The sequence below is a fragment of the Neobacillus citreus genome (genome assembly GCF_018343545.2).
GTDB classification, from domain to species: Bacteria; Bacillota; Bacilli; order Bacillales; family Cytobacillaceae; genus Neobacillus; species Neobacillus citreus.
Genome location: NZ_JAGYPE020000090.1, coordinates 1 through 17,680 on the forward strand (window position 1 = coordinate 1; position 17,680 = coordinate 17,680).

At 40.0% G+C, this 17,680-nt stretch carries 20 protein-coding genes and 1 riboswitch; of the genes, 4 read left to right on the top strand and 16 right to left on the bottom strand.

What is annotated here, in order from left to right; genetic code table 11:
• Positions 1-154, bottom strand: a 154-nt coding sequence (locus tag KHB02_RS27600; protein ID WP_338088335.1) for a CBS domain-containing protein, incomplete at its 3' end; no start/stop codon positions are given.
• Between the two features lie 146 nt (positions 155-300).
• Here KHB02_RS27600 and KHB02_RS27605 point away from each other — a divergent pair.
• From KHB02_RS27605 to KHB02_RS27615, 3 genes are all read left to right on the top strand, one after another.
• Complete coding sequence (locus KHB02_RS27605; RefSeq protein ID WP_213145003.1) at positions 301-531, top strand: spore coat associated protein CotJA; 231 nt, start codon at positions 301-303, stop codon at positions 529-531.
• Positions 528-788: a spore coat protein CotJB gene (locus KHB02_RS27610; protein ID WP_213120334.1), complete on the top strand. Its 261-nt coding sequence runs from the start codon at positions 528-530 to the stop codon at positions 786-788. Before KHB02_RS27605 ends, KHB02_RS27610 begins: the two co-directional genes overlap by 4 nt.
• A 236-nt stretch (positions 789-1,024) precedes the next feature.
• Positions 1,025-1,594, top strand: a complete 570-nt coding sequence (locus KHB02_RS27615; protein WP_213145002.1) for a manganese catalase family protein — start codon at positions 1,025-1,027, stop codon at positions 1,592-1,594.
• A 27-nt stretch (positions 1,595-1,621) separates the two neighbouring features.
• Here KHB02_RS27615 and KHB02_RS27620 read toward each other — a convergent pair whose 3' ends face one another.
• The 5 genes from KHB02_RS27620 to KHB02_RS27640 form a co-directional block, all read right to left on the bottom strand.
• The gene (locus KHB02_RS27620) at positions 1,622-2,077 is read right to left on the bottom strand and encodes a DUF2663 family protein (protein ID WP_213145001.1); all 456 of its coding nucleotides are present in this window, start codon (positions 2,075-2,077) and stop codon (positions 1,622-1,624) included.
• A 90-nt stretch (positions 2,078-2,167) separates the two neighbouring features.
• The gene (locus KHB02_RS27625) at positions 2,168-2,884 is read right to left on the bottom strand and encodes a LysM peptidoglycan-binding domain-containing protein (RefSeq protein ID WP_213145000.1); all 717 of its coding nucleotides are present in this window, start codon (positions 2,882-2,884) and stop codon (positions 2,168-2,170) included.
• Positions 2,877-3,488: a CPBP family intramembrane glutamic endopeptidase gene (locus tag KHB02_RS27630; protein ID WP_213144999.1), complete on the bottom strand. Its 612-nt coding sequence runs from the start codon at positions 3,486-3,488 to the stop codon at positions 2,877-2,879. The genes KHB02_RS27625 and KHB02_RS27630 overlap by 8 nt, the downstream gene beginning before the upstream one ends.
• Positions 3,485-4,993, bottom strand: coding sequence for a RecQ family ATP-dependent DNA helicase (locus KHB02_RS27635; RefSeq protein WP_213144998.1), 1,509 nt, complete (start codon positions 4,991-4,993; stop codon positions 3,485-3,487). The genes KHB02_RS27630 and KHB02_RS27635 overlap by 4 nt, the downstream gene beginning before the upstream one ends.
• A complete protein-coding gene (locus KHB02_RS27640; RefSeq protein WP_213144997.1) occupies positions 4,984-6,030 on the bottom strand; it encodes a YpbB family protein in 1,047 nt (348 codons plus the stop codon). Before KHB02_RS27640 ends, KHB02_RS27635 begins: the two co-directional genes overlap by 10 nt.
• Before the next feature lie 247 nt (positions 6,031-6,277).
• Here KHB02_RS27640 and KHB02_RS27645 point away from each other — a divergent pair, with 247 nt between their 5' ends.
• Positions 6,278-6,526 carry a ferredoxin gene (locus tag KHB02_RS27645; protein WP_042355233.1) on the top strand — a complete coding sequence of 83 codons (249 nt, stop codon included), beginning with the start codon at positions 6,278-6,280 and terminating at the stop codon, positions 6,524-6,526.
• Positions 6,527-6,634: 108 nt separating this feature from the next.
• Here KHB02_RS27645 and KHB02_RS27650 read toward each other — a convergent pair whose 3' ends face one another.
• The 10 genes from KHB02_RS27650 to rluB form a co-directional block, all read right to left on the bottom strand.
• Positions 6,635-7,198 (bottom strand): ECF transporter S component, encoded by a 564-nt coding sequence (locus KHB02_RS27650; RefSeq protein WP_213145306.1) that lies wholly within the window; start codon positions 7,196-7,198, stop codon positions 6,635-6,637.
• Positions 7,199-7,365: 167 nt separating this feature from the next.
• Positions 7,366-7,498: riboswitch (FMN riboswitch) on the bottom strand.
• Positions 7,499-7,626: 128 nt separating this feature from the next.
• Entirely contained in the window at positions 7,627-8,376 is a 750-nt protein-coding gene (locus tag KHB02_RS27655) for a peptidoglycan DD-metalloendopeptidase family protein (RefSeq protein WP_213144996.1), read from the bottom strand.
• A 167-nt stretch (positions 8,377-8,543) separates the two neighbouring features.
• The gene (locus KHB02_RS27660; protein ID WP_213144995.1) at positions 8,544-9,722 is read right to left on the bottom strand and encodes a negative regulator of sigma-X activity; all 1,179 of its coding nucleotides are present in this window, start codon (positions 9,720-9,722) and stop codon (positions 8,544-8,546) included.
• Complete coding sequence (sigX, locus tag KHB02_RS27665) at positions 9,697-10,269, bottom strand: RNA polymerase sigma factor SigX (protein ID WP_213144994.1); 573 nt, start codon at positions 10,267-10,269, stop codon at positions 9,697-9,699. The genes KHB02_RS27660 and sigX overlap by 26 nt, the downstream gene beginning before the upstream one ends.
• Positions 10,270-10,439: 170 nt before the next feature.
• Positions 10,440-12,221, bottom strand: coding sequence for an ATP-binding protein (locus tag KHB02_RS27670; RefSeq protein WP_213144993.1), 1,782 nt, complete (start codon positions 12,219-12,221; stop codon positions 10,440-10,442).
• Positions 12,218-12,934 (bottom strand): response regulator transcription factor, encoded by a 717-nt coding sequence (locus KHB02_RS27675; protein WP_213144992.1) that lies wholly within the window; start codon positions 12,932-12,934, stop codon positions 12,218-12,220. The genes KHB02_RS27670 and KHB02_RS27675 overlap by 4 nt, the downstream gene beginning before the upstream one ends.
• 180 nt (positions 12,935-13,114) lie before the next feature.
• On the bottom strand, positions 13,115-14,299 hold the full coding sequence (gene ccsB / locus KHB02_RS27680; protein WP_213144991.1) for a c-type cytochrome biogenesis protein CcsB: 1,185 nt from the start codon (positions 14,297-14,299) through the stop codon (positions 13,115-13,117).
• Entirely contained in the window at positions 14,300-15,919 is a 1,620-nt protein-coding gene (resB, locus tag KHB02_RS27685; RefSeq protein WP_213144990.1) for a cytochrome c biogenesis protein ResB, read from the bottom strand. It abuts the gene before it with no gap.
• Between the two features lie 22 nt (positions 15,920-15,941).
• A complete protein-coding gene (gene resA / locus KHB02_RS27690; RefSeq protein WP_213144989.1) occupies positions 15,942-16,466 on the bottom strand; it encodes a thiol-disulfide oxidoreductase ResA in 525 nt (174 codons plus the stop codon).
• Positions 16,467-16,564: 98 nt separating this feature from the next.
• Positions 16,565-17,308, bottom strand: coding sequence for a 23S rRNA pseudouridine(2605) synthase RluB (gene rluB / locus KHB02_RS27695; RefSeq protein WP_213144988.1), 744 nt, complete (start codon positions 17,306-17,308; stop codon positions 16,565-16,567).
• Positions 17,309-17,680 lie beyond the last annotated feature (372 nt).

Consider the following 17,680-nt stretch of genomic DNA (forward strand, 5'->3'; position numbering starts at 1 on the left):
ATCTGGTCACTACACCGACATATTTATTACCTTGCAAAACAGGTAGGCCATCAATTTGCTGAGCTTCTAATCGATCCAAGGCTGCTTTAAGTGTTTCGTTTTCCTGTGCTGTAATACAGTCATGCTTTGGAATCATCATATTTTTTACGAACATTTTCCTATCACCTCTAAGGTTAATACTTCAACTACATTATAATTCTATGTCAGCGTTCGAAAACCTTTCATTTATTAAACTTTTATGTCATGTCATAAGAATATTATCATATGATTAACTGATGCTGAAATAAAGGGAGGGTTTCCATGAACACTCATCTTAAGACCTATCATCCGTATGTAAGTCCTTTCGACCCCTGTAAGCCGATGCTTGAAAAAAAGTATTCCACACCGCCTCATTTATATATGGTTTTTCAACCGCCAAATCTCCCACAGTTTTCTCCATTTGAGGCTCTTAAAGCAGGTACGCTTTGGAAAGATTTCTATGATCCCTGGTACGGCCCCAATGAAATTGCAAAAGGGGGTATCCCTTCATGAAGCAAGTTCCTGCCGAGTATTATCAATTGATGGAACAGCTCCAAGCCGTCGACTTTGTCCTGGTCGAGCTCACTTTGTATTTGGATACCCATAATGATGATCTTGAAGCGATAAACCAATTTAACCATTATGTAAAGGAAAGAAAGAGAATAAAAAAAGCCTTCGAAAGCCAATTTGGCCCCCTTCAGCAGTTTGGCAACAGCTATTCGGGGCATCCATGGAATTGGGACGATTCACCTTGGCCTTGGCAAATTTAAAAGCGGAAGCGCCCGTTTAGCGGCGTATGGCCTCCTCGAAAAAGCTAACGCTTTTCCTTCGTGCGATGCATATGCTGCCGAAGCTTTCCTTGTGGAGCGCTTCGACTGAGATAAAGGAAACACGAAGAGCGATAGCGATTCGCTGTTGACTTATCGTAGGGAGAAGAGCGAAGGACACTAGCCGCTGGGCGCTGGAGCTGGATAGTGTAGATGTTCAAAGGGAGGGATAAAGGAAAATGTGGATATATGAAAAGAAACTGCAATATCCTGTCCGTGTCAGCACCTGCAACCCGATGTTAGCCAAATTTTTGATAGAACAATATGGCGGTGCAGATGGAGAGCTTGCTGCAGCGCTCCGATATTTGAACCAACGATATACGATTCCAGACAAAGTCATCGGACTTTTGACAGATATCGGAACGGAAGAGTTTGCTCACTTGGAAATGATTGCCACTATGGTCTACAAGCTCACAAAAGACGCTACTGTTGAACAAATGAAGGCAGCAGGGCTTGACGGGCACTATGCCGATCATGATAAAGCCCTATTTTACCATAATGCCGCAGGAATCCCTTTTACCACTCAGTATATCCAAGCTAAAGGTGACCCAATCGCCGACCTTTATGAAGATATTGCTGCAGAAGAGAAAGCACGGGCAACCTACCAATGGATTATCAATATGAGCGATGACCCCGACTTAAATGACGGTCTACGTTTCCTCCGGGAAAGAGAAATCATCCACTCGCAACGCTTCCGCGAAGCGGTCGAAATTTTAAAAGAAGAAAAAGGAAAGAAGAAGATTTTTTAATAAGGAAGAGGCAGAGATTCTGCTTCTTTATTTTTTTTCATGATATAGATTGATATCGTAATTTTTTTTCATCATTGCAAAAACGATATGGCGGTTTTTCCACTCTTCTTCCTTCTTCCAAAAATCTTTACTACGGTCAGCAATTTCAGCCCTCAATTCCTGGTATTCCTTCTCCTTCTTATCCTTTTGCTGCTTCAAAATATTCATTGAACCGTACCCAATGATCGTAATCGCCATTAAAAATATGATAACCGAATCATTTAACGAAGCAGAAAACATGGCAAAAAAGGAATAAGAATAATATTTCGCAATCGCAAAATAAAAATAACAAAAAAAGACGGCTGCCATTAAAAGAGTCGAATAGATAGAAAGATAATGTAACTTTTCTGCTTTATCAAATTTTTCCTTCTTTTTCCGGACATTTTCTAGAACCTGCTTGGTCGCTTCATCCGTATACTCAAGCTCCCTAATGGGAGAATCCATATCCATCCCTCCATTTCTCCATTAATAAATATGAACTTGTCCGCAAACTTATGATTTAAAAAACAAAAAAACCGACCTAAAAACGATCGGTTAGTTGCTAATTGGGATTTTCAATACCTGACCAACATAGATTTCTTCATTGGACATGTTGTTTGCTTTTTTTATAATGTCCATCCCTTTTTGAGATTTATAATACTTCATCGAAATACTAAATAATGTTTCTTGCTGCTGAACCTTATGACGAATGATCGTCTGTTGTACTGGGTCACTTTTACTTGTATCCGTTTGTGTTGGTTGATTCTGAGTCTGCACTGGTGCATTATTGCTGGCAGCCCCTTGAGGTGAAACAGGACTTTCCGTGGACACATTTTTTTCCGTATTGGCAGTCGGCTGTTCTTCGGCTGGTGGAGTTAATGAAGTGCCCGCTTCTACACTTTCCGGATTATCAGCTCCATCGGCATTTACGGATTGTTCTTCCTCCACTTTATCAGTCTCTTCTGAAGTTGATTTTTTTAGGTTAATAGTTTCATAGCCAACAGGATCCGTTGAAGCTTTCTTAGAGCCATTTATTTGTTTTCCATCAAGATAAGAAATAACACTGAAAATAATCACAGGAAGAAGAATAAAGAATAATACCAGAATCCGAATAACCGGATATTTTATTTTCCATTTTACCTTTTTCTTTTTTTCCCGATGGACCAGTTCCCTTGGAGGCAATTCATCGTTCACTTCGATATTTTCATTCACCTTTTGTATTCGTTGTTTTAATCTTTCGGCTTGCTCTCTATATGGTTCTTCTCTATTCATGAAGCCCTCCCCCTCCTTGCTGATCATCTGCCGAAGAATGTTTATACTTTATAAAAATACCTAATAAGAAATCGATTATAAAATGCATCATAATGGTAACAGCCAGATTATTTGTCAATTCATAGACTGCCCCAATAACAAAACTAAGCGTGATAATGTTGATAAATAAAAACACATTAAACAGGTAGCGGTAATGGATTACCGCAAAGATAAGACTAGCCAAAATAAGCCCGACTTTCGTTTGGATGATCCCTCTAAATAATAATTCCTCGCTAAAGGAAACAAACGCGGCAATAATAAAAATATGGAATGTATTTCTTTTCCGGAAAATCCGTTCATTTAAGCCGCCATCATCATAAAAAGATGCAGGCAGCCATTTCATTAGGATTAAGTCAATGATGACAACCGCTATCCCCAATGGCACGCCTATGGAAATAATCTTAACGTCCCTTACATCGATTGTTTTCAAAAAAGAGAAATGGTCAAATAGGAGCAGCCCTAAAATGAGTGAGATCACAAGCAATATGACCTGTGTCATATATAAGTGAAAAAGTAAATCTTTATCAGTTAAGCTGCTAATTAGTTCATTATATTTCTTTTTCATTCCCTCAACTCGCTATTAAGTAATAATCCGGCTAGGTATTCCTTCCATTCAATTTTCCCTAAATGATTCTTCCTCATTTTATGGGAGGCTGAATAGTTTTTTTCGTCAATTCCGCAAATATCACAGCATTGCTCAATTTTATTTGTCACCTGTTCCTCAAAATAATTCAAAAGGAATTCGCGCCGGCACCGATTTGACAAAACCCATTGTAACATTTGGTAAATATTTTTTTTCTTCATTGTTATGCGTTCATTAACAAATCCTTTAATTCTTTCTTTACCGTCAAGAAGAGAACTTTTTTCTTTGGCTTCTTTCCGGAGAAGATTCTCCACTAATCTCCACTGAACCTCAGAAAACCCTCCTCTTTCCTGGGTGCCTTGATTGAATTGAAGTGCATCGCCTTTTATTCCGTGTCCAATTTCCAATTCATGAAACAGCCAGTCAATTTGCTGTTCCGACGGTAGTTCGCTTTCAGCAAGCTGAAGAGGCAGCTGTTCATCTCCAGGTGAATATAAAAGATAGGCGATACTCGGCAGACCATCGCGTCCTGCCCGGCCAATTTCCTGAAGATACGACTCGATTTGCATCGGCATATGAAAATGAATAATAAATCTGATATTATCCTTATTCACTCCCATCCCGAATGCACTTGTGGCACAAATAACATCTAGCTGGTTATGAATAAATTGTTGCTGGATTAATATTCTTGTATCCTGATCCAATCCCCCGTGGTAAGCACTTGCGTTGCAAATATTCTTTTCCTCTAGCAATAAAGCCATTTGTTCGGCCAGTTTTTTGCTTGAAAAGTAAATAATACCAGGTTTTTCAAGCTTTGCAGCAAGCTCCAAAACCCGGTCTGTCTTTTTCTGATACTGTTCTATTTCCTCTATCCATATAGCTATATTAGGACGGTCAATTGTCGATTCCACTTTTACAGCATCCTCTATGCCTAATGATTGGATAATATCCTTCCGGACCTTTCTTGTAGCGGTGGCGGTCAGAGCTAGTGTAAGGGGGCACCCTAAGCTTTTCCTTATTTCACCCAATTTGGAGTAATCCGGCCGAAAATCATACCCCCATTGAGAAATACAATGCGCTTCATCCACAACAAATAAGGAGATGGCAAGGTTCCGAAGCTTTTGTAAGATGAAAGAGGACTGAAGCATCTCCGGTGATATAAAGATAAACTTATAGTCGTGTAGCCGGTCTAGAACATAATTTTTTTCCTCCAAAGAAAGAAAGGAGTTTAAAGCAATAACCCTTTTCTCACCCAAACGACCTAATTGTTCCACTTGATCTTGCATAAGGGATAGAAGCGGGGAAACGATTAATATCGATCCCTCAAAAACATAACCGGGAAGCTGGTAGCATAGGGATTTGCCCGTTCCGGTCGGGAGCATGGCCAGGGTATGCTGTCCATTTAAGATAGCTGAAATGGCTTCCTTTTGCCCGGTTTTAAATGATAAATAGCCAAAATGCTTTTTTAAAAGATTTTCTAATTCCATTGCCGGTCACCATACTTCGCCAACACTAACCTGATTTGAAAATAACTGGCACGGCTGACTTTTTCCCTTATTAATTTTAATTGCTTTGTGGCGGCTTGATTAGCAATTTGCAAAATTTCCAGCTGTAATTCTCTATCAACAAAAGCATCGATTGAAAACCGGTCTATTTGCAGCGCAAATTCCACTAAATGATCTTCGATTGTGCTTGTTTTTAAATTTCTGTTTTTGGCTATCATCTCTATCGAATATCCCTGCAATAGCAATTTCCATGTTTTTCGCGCGGTAATGGTTAATTCATCCCCATGCTCCAAGCCCTTTAGTAGATGGGTTAATATCGGAAAATTAACCCCTCTAGTTTCTATTTTTTCAATCAAATAATGCAGTGTATTAGTAAATGTAAGATGATATTCGTACACATTAACATTCATTTTTTTGGATGCTTGTTGAGCGGTTAATCCTATTTGCCGGAATCCAGTTAAACGGAAGACAATCATAGACGGATCAATTTCCTGCCCATCTTCGAAGCATTCGTTCAATTCTTCATATAATTTTTCGCCAATTTCGTTTCTTGAGAGATGGCTTTCTTTAAGAACAGCTTTAACCCAGATAAGAACCTTCTTATTTTTTTGAATCGGTATATAGCTTGGTTCCTGATTAATGAGGTTAGAGACTACTTGAACTAATAAAGAGAGCCGTTCCCAAAATATAGTGGCCATTTGGTGATAACGCCAGCCATTGAGAAAGATTGGAATACCGATATTTTTCAAGCGCTGCTCTCCTGAAGAACTGAGCAGGTATTTTTGCTCACCTTGCTCAATAATCCACCCGTTGTCCCTCATACAATGAATTATGGCTTCAAAGGAGTCTCTTGTCAGCGGTTCAAGTACTCCAAATAATCTTTTTAACGAATATAAATGAATATCCTGAATGGTTTGCGACGATTTCTTTCCTTTTAAAATGTGGTAAACAGAATAAATAGTTCTTTCGTTATTAATTTTTTTCAAACAATAAAGAATAACTGATTCTACCCATTCCATTTTAGACTCACCACTTATCCTGATTCGACAAAAACAGTTAAATTTTATTATATTTTAACATGAAACAGGTATTGTGTTGTCCAAAAATGTGGAAGTTTAAGAAATAATGGGACTAAAGGTACCAAAATCAAATTTCTATTGAAAAGTTATTCATACAGCTTTACAATAGATATGTGAATTGTATTTTCCATCACAAATGGAAAATAAGTAAGCATATTACTTGTTATTTTACTGGGAGGTTTTTTTCATGGCAAAGTATACAATTGTTGACAAGGAAACTTGCATCGCGTGTGGCGCATGCGGCGCTGCTGCACCAGATATCTATGATTACGATGATGAAGGTATCGCATTCGTAACACTTGACGATAACGAAGGTATCGTTGAAATTCCAGATGTTTTAATCGATGACATGATGGACGCTTTCGAAGGCTGCCCAACTGATTCTATTAAAGTTGCTGATGAGCCATTCGACGGTAACCCAACTAAATTTGAATAATCTTTGACTGAAGATATTCTTAAGCTGCTACCCCCCGCCTAATATAAGCCGGGGGGTTATTTTTTTCGATAAAAAACAGAGGCCCAAGTTTTGCAGCCTCTGTTCGTTTTAAGCATTTTTTACTGAAAATTTATTTAGCCAAGCCTGCATCCGAATAAATAGAAGCATGAAAATGATCGACATCATTACGCCCTTTAAGATATTAAAAGGCAAAATCGCAGGTACGACGAGGTTCCGCATATCAGGGAAACCCATTAAGGCCGTATAGGCAGGTAAAATAATAAAGTAGTTGGCAATACTCATCACAACAGCCATTATTATAGTTCCAGCTACTAGGGCAAGTGTCATTCCCTTTTTTGATTTCAATTTATTATACAAATAGCAAGTCGGCAGAATAAACACAATCCCTGCTGCGAAATTGGCAAGGTGGCCAATAGGAATGCCTGTCGGGCTCCCTGTTGCAAAATAATTTAACATATTCTTAAACAATTCTACTAAAATTCCTGCCACTGGTCCGAAAATCAGCGCAGCAATCAAAGCAGGAATATCACTAAAGTCCACAAACAAAAAATTAGGGAACATTGGCAGCGGAAAGTTTAAAAACATTAATAAATATGCGATGCTGCTCAGCATCCCGATTGAAACCATTGCTTTTACCTTTGTGTTCTTCATTTTCTTCATCTTCCTCTCTCCTTTTTGATCCATCACGTTAGGAAGAGAGATTCAGCTTTTATAGGTACGCAAAATAAAACTCCCTCAAGATTGAAGCTTGAGGGAGTAAATTTAGGTACGCTTAATAAACATTCGATCCAAGAAAATTTTTCGAATGCCTGCAGAACCTCCATCTTCTCCCATCCAGACTATACTGTCGGCTTTGGAATCACACCAAATCCTGCCCAATTAGGCTCGCGGGCTGAAGAGTTATACTCTAATACCGCCGATCGGGAATTTCACCCTGCCCCGAAGATAGATCGATATAAAATTATAAGTTTATTATACTGAAAATCAGTCACTTTGTTAAGTTAAAGTTATTCTTCGTTTTTTAAATATTTAGATAAAAAACACCCGCAGCAATAGGCTGCGGGTTAAAAAGTTTTAATTTACCGGACGATTAAGACTTGATTAGGCGTGATTACATCCGTGTTTAGGTTGTTGATTTCCTTTAATCTTGCCACTGTCACATTAAACTTTTGGGCAATGGAGGACAAGTTGTCACCATTTATTACAATATATTGGTTTACAAGCGGCTGCCCGCTGGGTTCAGGAATATTTTGCGGACGGCTGCTTACCTCCAAAACATCCTTGCCACTGGCTGCAATTCCGCCCTGAACCGCTTCACCAACATCGGCATCTCCCAATAGGAGTTCCGGATTAATGGCAAACTTTTTGTCATATCTCCATTCTAATTGGTGTGATTCAAAATGAAGATGGGTGCCGGTAGCCTGACCGGTCCTTCCCATTGTTCCGATGGCCTCCCCCCGCTTAACCATTTGACCTGGTACAACGGCCCGTTTGCTTAAGTGGGCATAAACCGTAACGAAATTGCTTGGGTGCTTGATAAATACAACCTGACCATATGTATTGGAATAATAAGACTTGATCACAGCCCCATCTTCAACTGTCAAGACCGGAGTGCCATATTTTCCGGCGATATCGATTCCTTTATGCTTACCCTGTCTTGTCCCATATGTATCAGAAATAACACCATCCGCCGGCCAAATCCATCTCTCCTTCTCCGTTTTCGCCTCAGGCAATCCTGCAGCTTCCGAGTGTCTCCCTCCGAGAAACAACAAACCTACACAAATCGCCATGATAATGGCAATAAAAAACCTCTTTATATAGTCACGCATTTCACTATTAATCCTCCTTACATCTTGTCCATACCTCACCATATGTTCTTATACTCGTGTTTAGAACATATGGGGAGGCATGGGACGGCCTGACCATATTTGTTATAATTTGGAGTCAATTGCTATTTTATGCATAAAAAAATCAACCGTTTTGGTTGATTTTTTTATCATTTCTCGATTGTCCGAAGATTTGGGGCCGCTGGCACCTTGATTTCTTTTGTTAAATCAAACGGGCCAATATTTGCTGCGGGAGGATTGCTCACAACCACTTTTTCAAATCCGAATTCTTTTGCCGTTAAAAGGATGGCCTCCATCGACCAGACTGCCAACCGTTCATCTTCTAAACTGGCATCTTTCGCAAAAGTGATGGCTAACGTGTTATCATTTGCTGTTACATCCTGAATTGCCAAATTTGGCAACAAAGATCTTTGTAATTGATATTCCTCTACCACTGACTTCATCGCATCAATTGCAGCCTTAATATCCTTATATGATTCAGGTGTTGGCACCAAGAACGGAACATCACTGCCATTAGGATAGTAAAAGAGGTAGGCATGTTTTTTCACATCAGTGATGGTCAGTTTTTCTAAAAAGTCATTGCTTAGTTCGATTCCAGGTTCGCCATTTGTGGTGAACTCAATCGTTTTGACGCTGCTATTGGAAGAAATATCATTTTTTAACGCACCGAGAAAAATTTGTTCCGTTGCACTGCCTTGGCGGTATGGATGGTCTGAAGGTACATCGACAATAACAGTTTCATTAGCATTATCATAATGCAATGTTGCCTGGAGCGGATAAAATTCACTTAGGCCCCATTCCGATTCATTTAGGTTTGCCATATGTTCATTATATAGGGTAAGCCAGTCTTTTCCTTCAGTATTTTTAACTATAGTTGATACTGGTACTAGATTTAGCGCCTGATTATCGGGGATCCAATAGGTCAACACGACGCCGTCTTTAATTTCATCATCATAAACAGCCGTTTTCCCGACATGATCGTTTTGCCCTTCGGCTTTCTTTAATGTTGAAATTTGACCCGTTTGCGATTCCTGATTGGCCATACCGCCCGCATCGCTATTATCCTTGGCAATTTTCGCTTCTTTTGTTGATTCTTGTTTGGCATTATTGATTGAATAATGATTCGTATCCATAAACTTAGGAGCCAAAATAAAAAATAAAAATAGTGCCGCTGCAGCTGCAATACCCGGCAGGAGCCATGAAACAGTTTTCCGTTTTTTACGTGAAAGGTTTTGGTAAATGTCACGAGGATGGCGATAGTCTTGTATTTTAGGCATCTGTTTTAACAAATCTATGAGCTCTTTATCGCTCCACTCTGACTTTCTCACTACTTCCCTCCTCCCTTCGGTAAAATGTTTCCATGTGCTTCTTTAAAACCTTCAACGAGCGATGCTGGGTCGTTTTGACTTTACTTTCTGTCCATCCTAGAGCCTCTGCTGTCTCCGCTATTGACAAATCGTGAATAAATCGTAATATAACGACGGCCCTTTGGTCCACGGTACAGTATTCCAAGCATTTATATACCCATTTAATTTCTTCTCTTTGAACAGCCATTTCCTCAGGGATAGGATGGTCGTCCTTTACCTGATTTGAAGACCAATCAAATTTCTCAAGGATTCTTTCCTTCCAGCCCTTTTGCTTTCGAAAATAATCAATCGCAACATTTCTCGCAATAGAAAAAAGCCAGGTTTTTTCGCTGCTTTTTCCTTCAAAGCGATTATAAGACTTAAACACTCTAATATAAACCTCTTGAACAAGATCCTCCGCCTGCTCTCTGTTTCTAACCATATAAAAAAGAAATTGAAATACATCATGGTGATATTTTTGATAAAGTTCATCGAAAACGGAGTCCAACTTTTTCCCCTCCCCGTTCAAAATATTAGTCGATGTTTATGTATAAAAGGTTACACTTTCTTAAATATAGACTTTTTTGGGATGAAAAGGAAGGTATTTAATGGAAAAATAAAAAGAGACTGGCGCGAGTAGCCAGCCTCTTAAAAATGTTCCTTGTGAATCAATAGAAATCGGCAAAATCCATGGTCATTTTACGATTTTCGTGGGAGTATGAAGGAAAATGTCGTTCCCTGTTCAACTTTACTTTGAACGGAAATATGTCCACGATGGGCATCAATGATATTTTTGGCAATAGCCAGTCCTAGACCTGTTCCTGACCTGCCGCGGGTTCGTGCCTTATCAGCTTTATAAAATCGTTCAAAAACAAACGGTAAATCTTCCTCAGGAATCCCTGTTCCTGAGTCCACAACATCCATTCTGACGCCCTTGTCCTCGGAAGCGACTTTTAAGGTCACAGAACCATCTTTCGGGGTATGCCTGATCGCATTATCAATTAAATTCGTAAGAACCTGTTCAATTCGATCAGGGTCCATTGTAAAGGTTGGTATGTCGTTGTCGATTTCAACCAGTAATTGAATTCCATTATCTTTGGCTAACCCTTGGAATTTATGAATAATCCGTTTGATAAAAGTAGAGATATTGACCTCTTCCATTGTTAATTGAATATGACCAGCTTCCATTCTTGCCAAATCCAGCAATTCATTGACAAGTCGGCCCATTCTTAGCGATTCATCATAAATGACTTTTGCCATTTCTTTTTTCTCTTCCTGTGTTTCCGCGATATCGTCAACAATCGCTTCGCTGTAGCCCTGAAGCATGGAAATTGGCGTTCTCAGTTCGTGTGAAACATTGGCAATGAAGTCTCTTCTCATTTTCTCCAATTGCCGTTCCTCAGTCATATCCCTTAAGACCGCAACTGCCCCGCGAATAAACCGATTACTGTACAGCGGGCTAACCAGTATGACCCAATGGCGTCCTTGCAGGGAAATTTCCCCGATCTGCTCTTTTTCTGTATCAACTGCTTTTTGAAAAAGATTCATGACTTGAGAGGGAATGGCTTCCGATCCGGAGATAACCCCTTTCTCATAATACCAATATTGAAGAAAGCGGTCTGCCGGAGGATTTGTGATTAAAATCGTTCCATCCCGGTTGAAGGTAATAACCCCATCAGCCATACTGCTTAGGATGCTCGCCAACTGCTCTTTTTCCTGATTGAGCGCGTTCATATTAAACTTTAATTGCCGGCCCATTTGATTAAAAGCAGTAGCCAGTTCACCAATTTCATCATGGGTCAAAATAGGGACCTTTGTATCAAATTTCCCTCTTGCCACCTCAAATGCAGCTTCCCGCATTTTCCTTAACGGTGCGGTTATTCTTGTGGACAAAAAGAATGCGAAAATGGTTGTAAGAATAATGGCAACACCAGCCACAAGCAAAATAAATTTGGTTGCTGACCGGGATGTTTCCTGCATGACCCTTAAAGATTGGTAAATGAACACTGCCCCATTTTGATTTCCGGAGAGTTTAAGCGGCACCCCGATGATTGAATAATTGGCGGCAGTGCCAGCGCTATTTTTTTCGGATGAAAGATTGGAGATTTTCTCGACCCGTTTATTTTTGTGTAATACACTTGATAACTCGGGATCGTTCCGAATATCATCAATCGTTAATTTATTTCCTCCCTTTGTGTTTGGAGAATAATAAACTTCATCACCTTTTATAATGACTACTTTGGTGACATCATCAATGATTTCCCACGAAATTTCCAAACCGAGCGGCCATTTATCTGCTGGATGCTCCTCCAGTACAGTGGCAATTTTTTCGGCTGTATGGGTCAAATCATTCTTTGTTTCATTAATATTATAGTTTTGAAAAAACTCAAGGAGCATCACTGTTAAAATAAACAGGACAAATGAAACTAATAAAATGATGGTAAACCAAAGCTTACCGACTACACTTCTTAAGAAGGTCATTCATTTACTACCTCAAATTTGTAACCTACTCCCCAAACGGTAACAATCATTCTAGCAGCTTGTTCCGAAACTTTATTTAGTTTTTCGCGAAGACGTTTTACATGTGTATCAACTGTCCTTAGGTCACCGAAAAACTCATAATGCCATACTTCCTTTAACAGCTGCTCACGGTCAAATACTTTGTCCGGTGCTTTGGCAAGAAAATATAACAGCTCATATTCTTTAGGCGTTAAGCTAACCTCTTTACCATCAGCAGATACCCGGTGGGCATCATTATCTATTGTTAAATGAGGAAATACAATGACATCCTTTGTTGTTGTCTCCGTTTGCAGGAAGGTAGTTTGTGATGATCGTCTTAACAGTGCTTTTACCCTTAGTACTACCTCACGCGGGCTGAATGGTTTAACGATATAGTCATCCGTACCGACTTCAAAGCCCTGTACCCGGTTCACCTCTTCACCCTTTGCCGTTAACATGATAACAGGAGTCGCCTTTTTCTCCCTTAATTCGCGGCAAACCTCAATGCCATCCTTGCCAGGCATCATTAAATCCAAAAGAATGACATCATAATCATTAGCCAACGCTTTCGCTAATGCTTGATTACCATCCTCTGCTTCATCAATTAAAAAATCTTCGCGCTCTAAATACATTTTTAATAATCTGCGAATTCTTTCTTCATCATCTACAACTAAGATTTTAACGTCCTGATCCATTATTAATCCCCCCATGTTGTTTATTTTACAAAATGGTCTCCATTTTTGCTATATGTTGAAAGCTAATAAATCCGATAAAAAGTGTCAATAATTTGACAATGTGAATTAAGACAAATAATTTTTTACTATTATTTGAAAAAAGCCCTCACTTAATCAAAAGTGAAGGCTAAATTTTGACAGTTATCCTGCGTAAGAATGAAGTCCGGCTATGATGAGGTTGACGGCGACAAGGTTAAACATGATGATAACAAAGCCGATTACGGCAAGCCAAGCAGACTTCTCTCCATGCCAGCCCTTTGACAGACGAAGATGCATGAAGGCGGCATAAAATAACCAGGTTATTAATGCCCATACTTCCTTAGGGTCCCAGCCCCAGAAACGGGACCAAGCCATTTGTGCCCAAATCATCGCAAATATCAGTGCTCCCAGTGTAAAAACAGGGAATCCAATTAATACAGAACGATAGCTAATCTCATCAACAAAATCAAGGTTTATATTTTTAACCAGCGGTTTAAGAGCGGCGGAAATTCGCTTTCTAATAATCAGCCTAATAAGTCCGTAAAGGATAATTCCACCGATCAATGACCAAATGACCGTATTTAGTTTTTTGGCATTAACAATAGCTGGCATCTCAACCAATGGTTTAAAGCCATCCTTTGTCAACAGTTCCCCTTCGTGAGGTCCTGTAATGGCAGGCATCGTATATTCGACAACTGCCTCGTTATCATGCTTATCAACCCAATTAAATTTCTCATGGTACCCCATTCCGGAGAAGATTGAAGAAACGGCTACAAAGCCCAAAACCGTAACTAAAGAAAACATAACCGCTTCGAGCCAAAAGGTTCGTTTACTGGATTTGGTTTGATCAATGGCTTTTACTAAATAGATAAGACCTGCCGCAAAGCTTATTGCCAAAATGGCTTCCCCGATTGCAGCAGTGGTAACATGAATATGCAGCCAATAGCTTTGCAGGGCCGGTATTAATGGAGTAATATCCCTTGGGAACATACTAGCATACGCGATGACCAGGATGGCTACAGGCATTGTAAACAGACCAAGCAGCGTCGTGCGGTATATAAAATAAATCACGATAAACGCGCCGACAAGGGCCATTCCAAAGAATGTCGTAAACTCAAACATATTACTGACCGGTGCATGTCCGGCCGCAATCCATCTGGTAATAAAATAGCCAAGCTGAGAAACAAAGCCCACGATGGTTAGAAATACAGCAATTTTTCCCCACTTATTCGTTTCTTTCTTTTCAGATAAACCTTTTTTCTCCTTGATTGAACCGCCGAAAAACAGCGTCGCTATTAAATATAGGATAAAAGCGACAAACAATAGATTACTGCTTAATGCTGCCAACTATACTACCTCCTTAACCTCTTTGTCCCTTTGAAGCTGATCCTCCGGCATCGTCAATTTAGTGCCTGCTAGAATAGTTTCAAGCTCCCGTTTCATGCCGTACCAATTCTTGTTTGTATGGGCGGCAATCCAGACCTGCCCGTTTTTGCGCTGAACCCAAATACGGCGGTGGTTCCAGTAGGCACCTTGAATAACCCCAATCATGAAAATGATTCCGCCAATAATGAACACCCATAAAGAGGAATCCTTTCTAACAATAAATCCGGAAACATTTTTTGTCTCAATTCCCTTGAAGGCCAGTTTATAGGTATTATCACCAAACGGTTCAATAGTCTGTCTGATGGCTACAAAGCTTGTTTCCCCTTTTGGCTTATCCGGTGTATTCATCCGGAAAATGAAGGCCGGGTTATTTGGTACCCGCGATTTTGTTGATGGTTCCCCGTTATCGTCAAATTCGAAATCCGGGAAATAGTTTAGAAGTTCCACTGAATAGCCATTGCCTAAATCGTACTTCTCCTGCGGGTTAGTTAAGTCAACCTTCATCTCGCCAAAGGCTTGATTTGTGCTTTTATTAGTGAGAGCAAATGTCATCGCTTTAAATTCAGTTTTAAAGGAAGATTGAAAGACAGAGTAACCATCGAAGGATAGTGGCTGATTTACTCTAATCTTATATTCCTCTAACTTCTTTAACTTCGGCTTTTCCCCTGGGATTTTCTCTCCCTCCCGCTGATACAGAACGACGTTTGATTGATAGTTCTTCACAACCTCGCCTGCCCGGTTAAGTGCCTTTTCGAAAGTCTTATTGTTTTTATCGTAATGTTCTAATATAAATTGATTATTTTTAATATAATATTGTTCATTCGTTTCCGGAACTAATGCTGTTTCCCCTTCACGAACCCAAAGGTCCTCATTTACATAAAAACCAGGGATAAAGCGCAGCATTCCGCCAAATAAGAAAATTATTAGTCCGATATGGTTTATATATGGACCCCAACGGGAAAAACGATTTTTCTCTGCAAGAATATCGCCATTTTCTTCACGGACATGGTAGCGTTTTGCATGCAAATGTTTTTTCACCGTTTCAAAGTCGGTTTGCTCAGCCTCGGAATTTGTGCCAAACACCCGCTGGCGTTTGAGAAATCCCTCATGTCTTGTGACCCTTTGTGCTTTTAATGCTTTATACAAAGGAACTACCCTGTCAAGACTGCAAATAACAAGGGAAATGCCAATCATGGCGATTAATAATAAATACCACCATGACCCATACAAATCATGAAAGCCTAGCTGGTAGTACAATTTTCCGAACCAGCCGTATTCCTGCTCGTAATAGACATCCGGCGGCAGATTGATATACATTTCCTGAGGCAGAATCGTGCCCAGAATAGAAGCTACCAGCGTGATAACAATCAGCCAGACGCCAACCTTTACAGAGGAAAAGAAGTTCCATATTTTATCAATGATGGTTTTGTTATAGGTTTGCGAGCGGCGCGCACTGCCCTCATAGCGCATATCAAGAAGTTCTTTCTTGTTGTCTGTTTCATCCAGCACCTTACCGCAGGCCTCACATAACACAGTGCCGTGCGGATTCACATGACCGCATTCACATTTTACATCGTTCATTTAAAAAAACTCCCAACAACCTTTAAGGTTTAATTTTCTCCATAAACTCCCTTACCATTTTTTCCGTCATTTCGCCGGTATGATATTTCACAACTTCCCCGTTTTTATCGATTAGAAATGTTGCTGGCAGCGGGTTAATACCATAGGCTGTCATGACTTCTTTATCGGTATCGATCATAATCGGAAATTCCAGCTTATAATGCTCAGCAAATTGGTTTACTTGCAGCTCGGATTCCTGAATATCAACTGATAAAACTTGAACCCCTTTGTCTTTATATTGTTGGTATTGATTATTGATATATGGCATCTCTTTCTTGCATGGTGGACACCATGTTCCCCAAAAGTTTAAGAAAACTCCCTGACCGCGGTAATCGGACAAACGATGTTTATTCCCGTCCATATCCGTTAATACAAAATCAGGAGCTTTTTCCCCAACGGCTACCTTTTGTTTCGTATCCTTTGTCAAATTGGCATATAGGCTGTAAGCAACGGCAGCACCGAGAATAAGCAGAATAATCGTTCTCATCACCAATCGCCGTTTTTTCATTCGAATCTCCTCCATTTACTACAGAGCACAGTTAGTCTAAATTATATCATTTATCAATGTACCCACAGTGATTACGACAGAATCTAATTGTGACGATTCTATGAATTTTTTTGCCGCTTCGATACATCCAAAGCAAGTGCCCTTATCTGCTTCACCTCATGGGTAGTTAGTTCTCTAGCTTCTCCAGCCCTTAGCCCTGTTAAGGTTAAAAATCCATAACGCTCCCTCTTTAACTTCAAAACTTCATGGCCGATTGCCTCAAACATTCTCCTTACCTGACGGTTTCTGCCTTCGTGAATAATAATCTCAACGATAGAGGTTTGTTTTTTCTTATCAGTTGACAGCAGCTTCACTTTCGCCGGCGCTGTTTTTCCATCCTCTAAACGGATTCCTTTTTCTAGCTTTTTAAGATTTTCCCTTAAAGGAAGGCCTTTTACTTTTGCGACATAAACCTTTTCGATTTCGTTCTTAGGATGCATTAGTAGATTGGCAAATTCGCCATCGTTAGTAAGCAGCAATAACCCAGAAGTATCATAATCCAGGCGCCCCACAGGGAAGATTCTTTCTTTTATAGCCGGAAAGAAATCCGTTACTACCTTTCGGCCTTTTTCATCGCTGACACTCGAAATAACCCCTCTTGGTTTATATAATAGGAAGTAAACAGGCACCTCTTTCTCAAGCGGTATTTCATTTACCTCTACTTTATCGGAGGGTGAAACCTTTACACCAAGCTCGGTGACGACTTTACCATTTACTTTTACCCTGCCCTCTTTGATCAGTTCTTCCGCTTTCCTTCTAGAAGAAATTCCGGCGCGGGCAATTACTTTCTGCAATCTTTCCATTCTTTCACCTCAAAAAATCTATCCATAGTATAGGGAACAAATATAATTTTGCTATAGTAATAATTCTTATTTTAAAAATGCATTTGTTCTATCCTACTGAATTATGACACAAATTCTCCACTTTTCAAAGTCTAAGCGGCAGTGCTCATTAAATACAAAAAAACAGGCTCTGTAAAGAACCTGCTTTTTGTTTTTTCTGGGCTATTTTTTTGATTGTCCCTGCTAATGGGCCTGTTGATTTCCGCTACGGGCACTCGCTTTCCGCGGGGAGGTCCTGAAGCCTCCTCGGCGCTAAGGCGCCTGTGGGGTCTCCAGTGACCTCTATATCCCGCAGGAGTCGAGTGCCCTCCGCTCCAATCAACAGGGAGGCAA

Excerpts from the sequence above, each read along its gene's own strand:
- KHB02_RS27605 (WP_213145003.1), top strand. The coding sequence starts at position 301 with ATGAACACTCATCTTAAGACCTATCATCCGTATGTAAGTCCTTTCGAC.
- KHB02_RS27610 (WP_213120334.1), top strand. The coding sequence starts at position 528 with ATGAAGCAAGTTCCTGCCGAGTATTATCAATTGATGGAACAGCTCCAA.
- KHB02_RS27615 (WP_213145002.1), top strand. The coding sequence starts at position 1,025 with ATGTGGATATATGAAAAGAAACTGCAATATCCTGTCCGTGTCAGCACC.
- KHB02_RS27620 (WP_213145001.1), bottom strand. The coding sequence starts at position 2,077 with ATGGATTCTCCCATTAGGGAGCTTGAGTATACGGATGAAGCGACCAAG.
- KHB02_RS27625 (WP_213145000.1), bottom strand. The coding sequence starts at position 2,884 with ATGAATAGAGAAGAACCATATAGAGAGCAAGCCGAAAGATTAAAACAA.
- KHB02_RS27630 (WP_213144999.1), bottom strand. The coding sequence starts at position 3,488 with ATGAAAAAGAAATATAATGAACTAATTAGCAGCTTAACTGATAAAGAT.
- KHB02_RS27635 (WP_213144998.1), bottom strand. The coding sequence starts at position 4,993 with ATGGAATTAGAAAATCTTTTAAAAAAGCATTTTGGCTATTTATCATTT.
- KHB02_RS27640 (WP_213144997.1), bottom strand. The coding sequence starts at position 6,030 with ATGGAATGGGTAGAATCAGTTATTCTTTATTGTTTGAAAAAAATTAAT.
- KHB02_RS27645 (WP_042355233.1), top strand. The coding sequence starts at position 6,278 with ATGGCAAAGTATACAATTGTTGACAAGGAAACTTGCATCGCGTGTGGC.
- KHB02_RS27650 (WP_213145306.1), bottom strand. The coding sequence starts at position 7,198 with ATGAAGAACACAAAGGTAAAAGCAATGGTTTCAATCGGGATGCTGAGC.
- KHB02_RS27655 (WP_213144996.1), bottom strand. The coding sequence starts at position 8,376 with ATGCGTGACTATATAAAGAGGTTTTTTATTGCCATTATCATGGCGATT.
- KHB02_RS27670 (WP_213144993.1), bottom strand. The coding sequence starts at position 12,221 with ATGACCTTCTTAAGAAGTGTAGTCGGTAAGCTTTGGTTTACCATCATT.
- KHB02_RS27675 (WP_213144992.1), bottom strand. The coding sequence starts at position 12,934 with ATGGATCAGGACGTTAAAATCTTAGTTGTAGATGATGAAGAAAGAATT.
- resB (WP_213144990.1), bottom strand. The coding sequence starts at position 15,919 with ATGAACGATGTAAAATGTGAATGCGGTCATGTGAATCCGCACGGCACT.
- resA (WP_213144989.1), bottom strand. The coding sequence starts at position 16,466 with ATGAAAAAACGGCGATTGGTGATGAGAACGATTATTCTGCTTATTCTC.
- rluB (WP_213144988.1), bottom strand. The coding sequence starts at position 17,308 with ATGGAAAGATTGCAGAAAGTAATTGCCCGCGCCGGAATTTCTTCTAGA.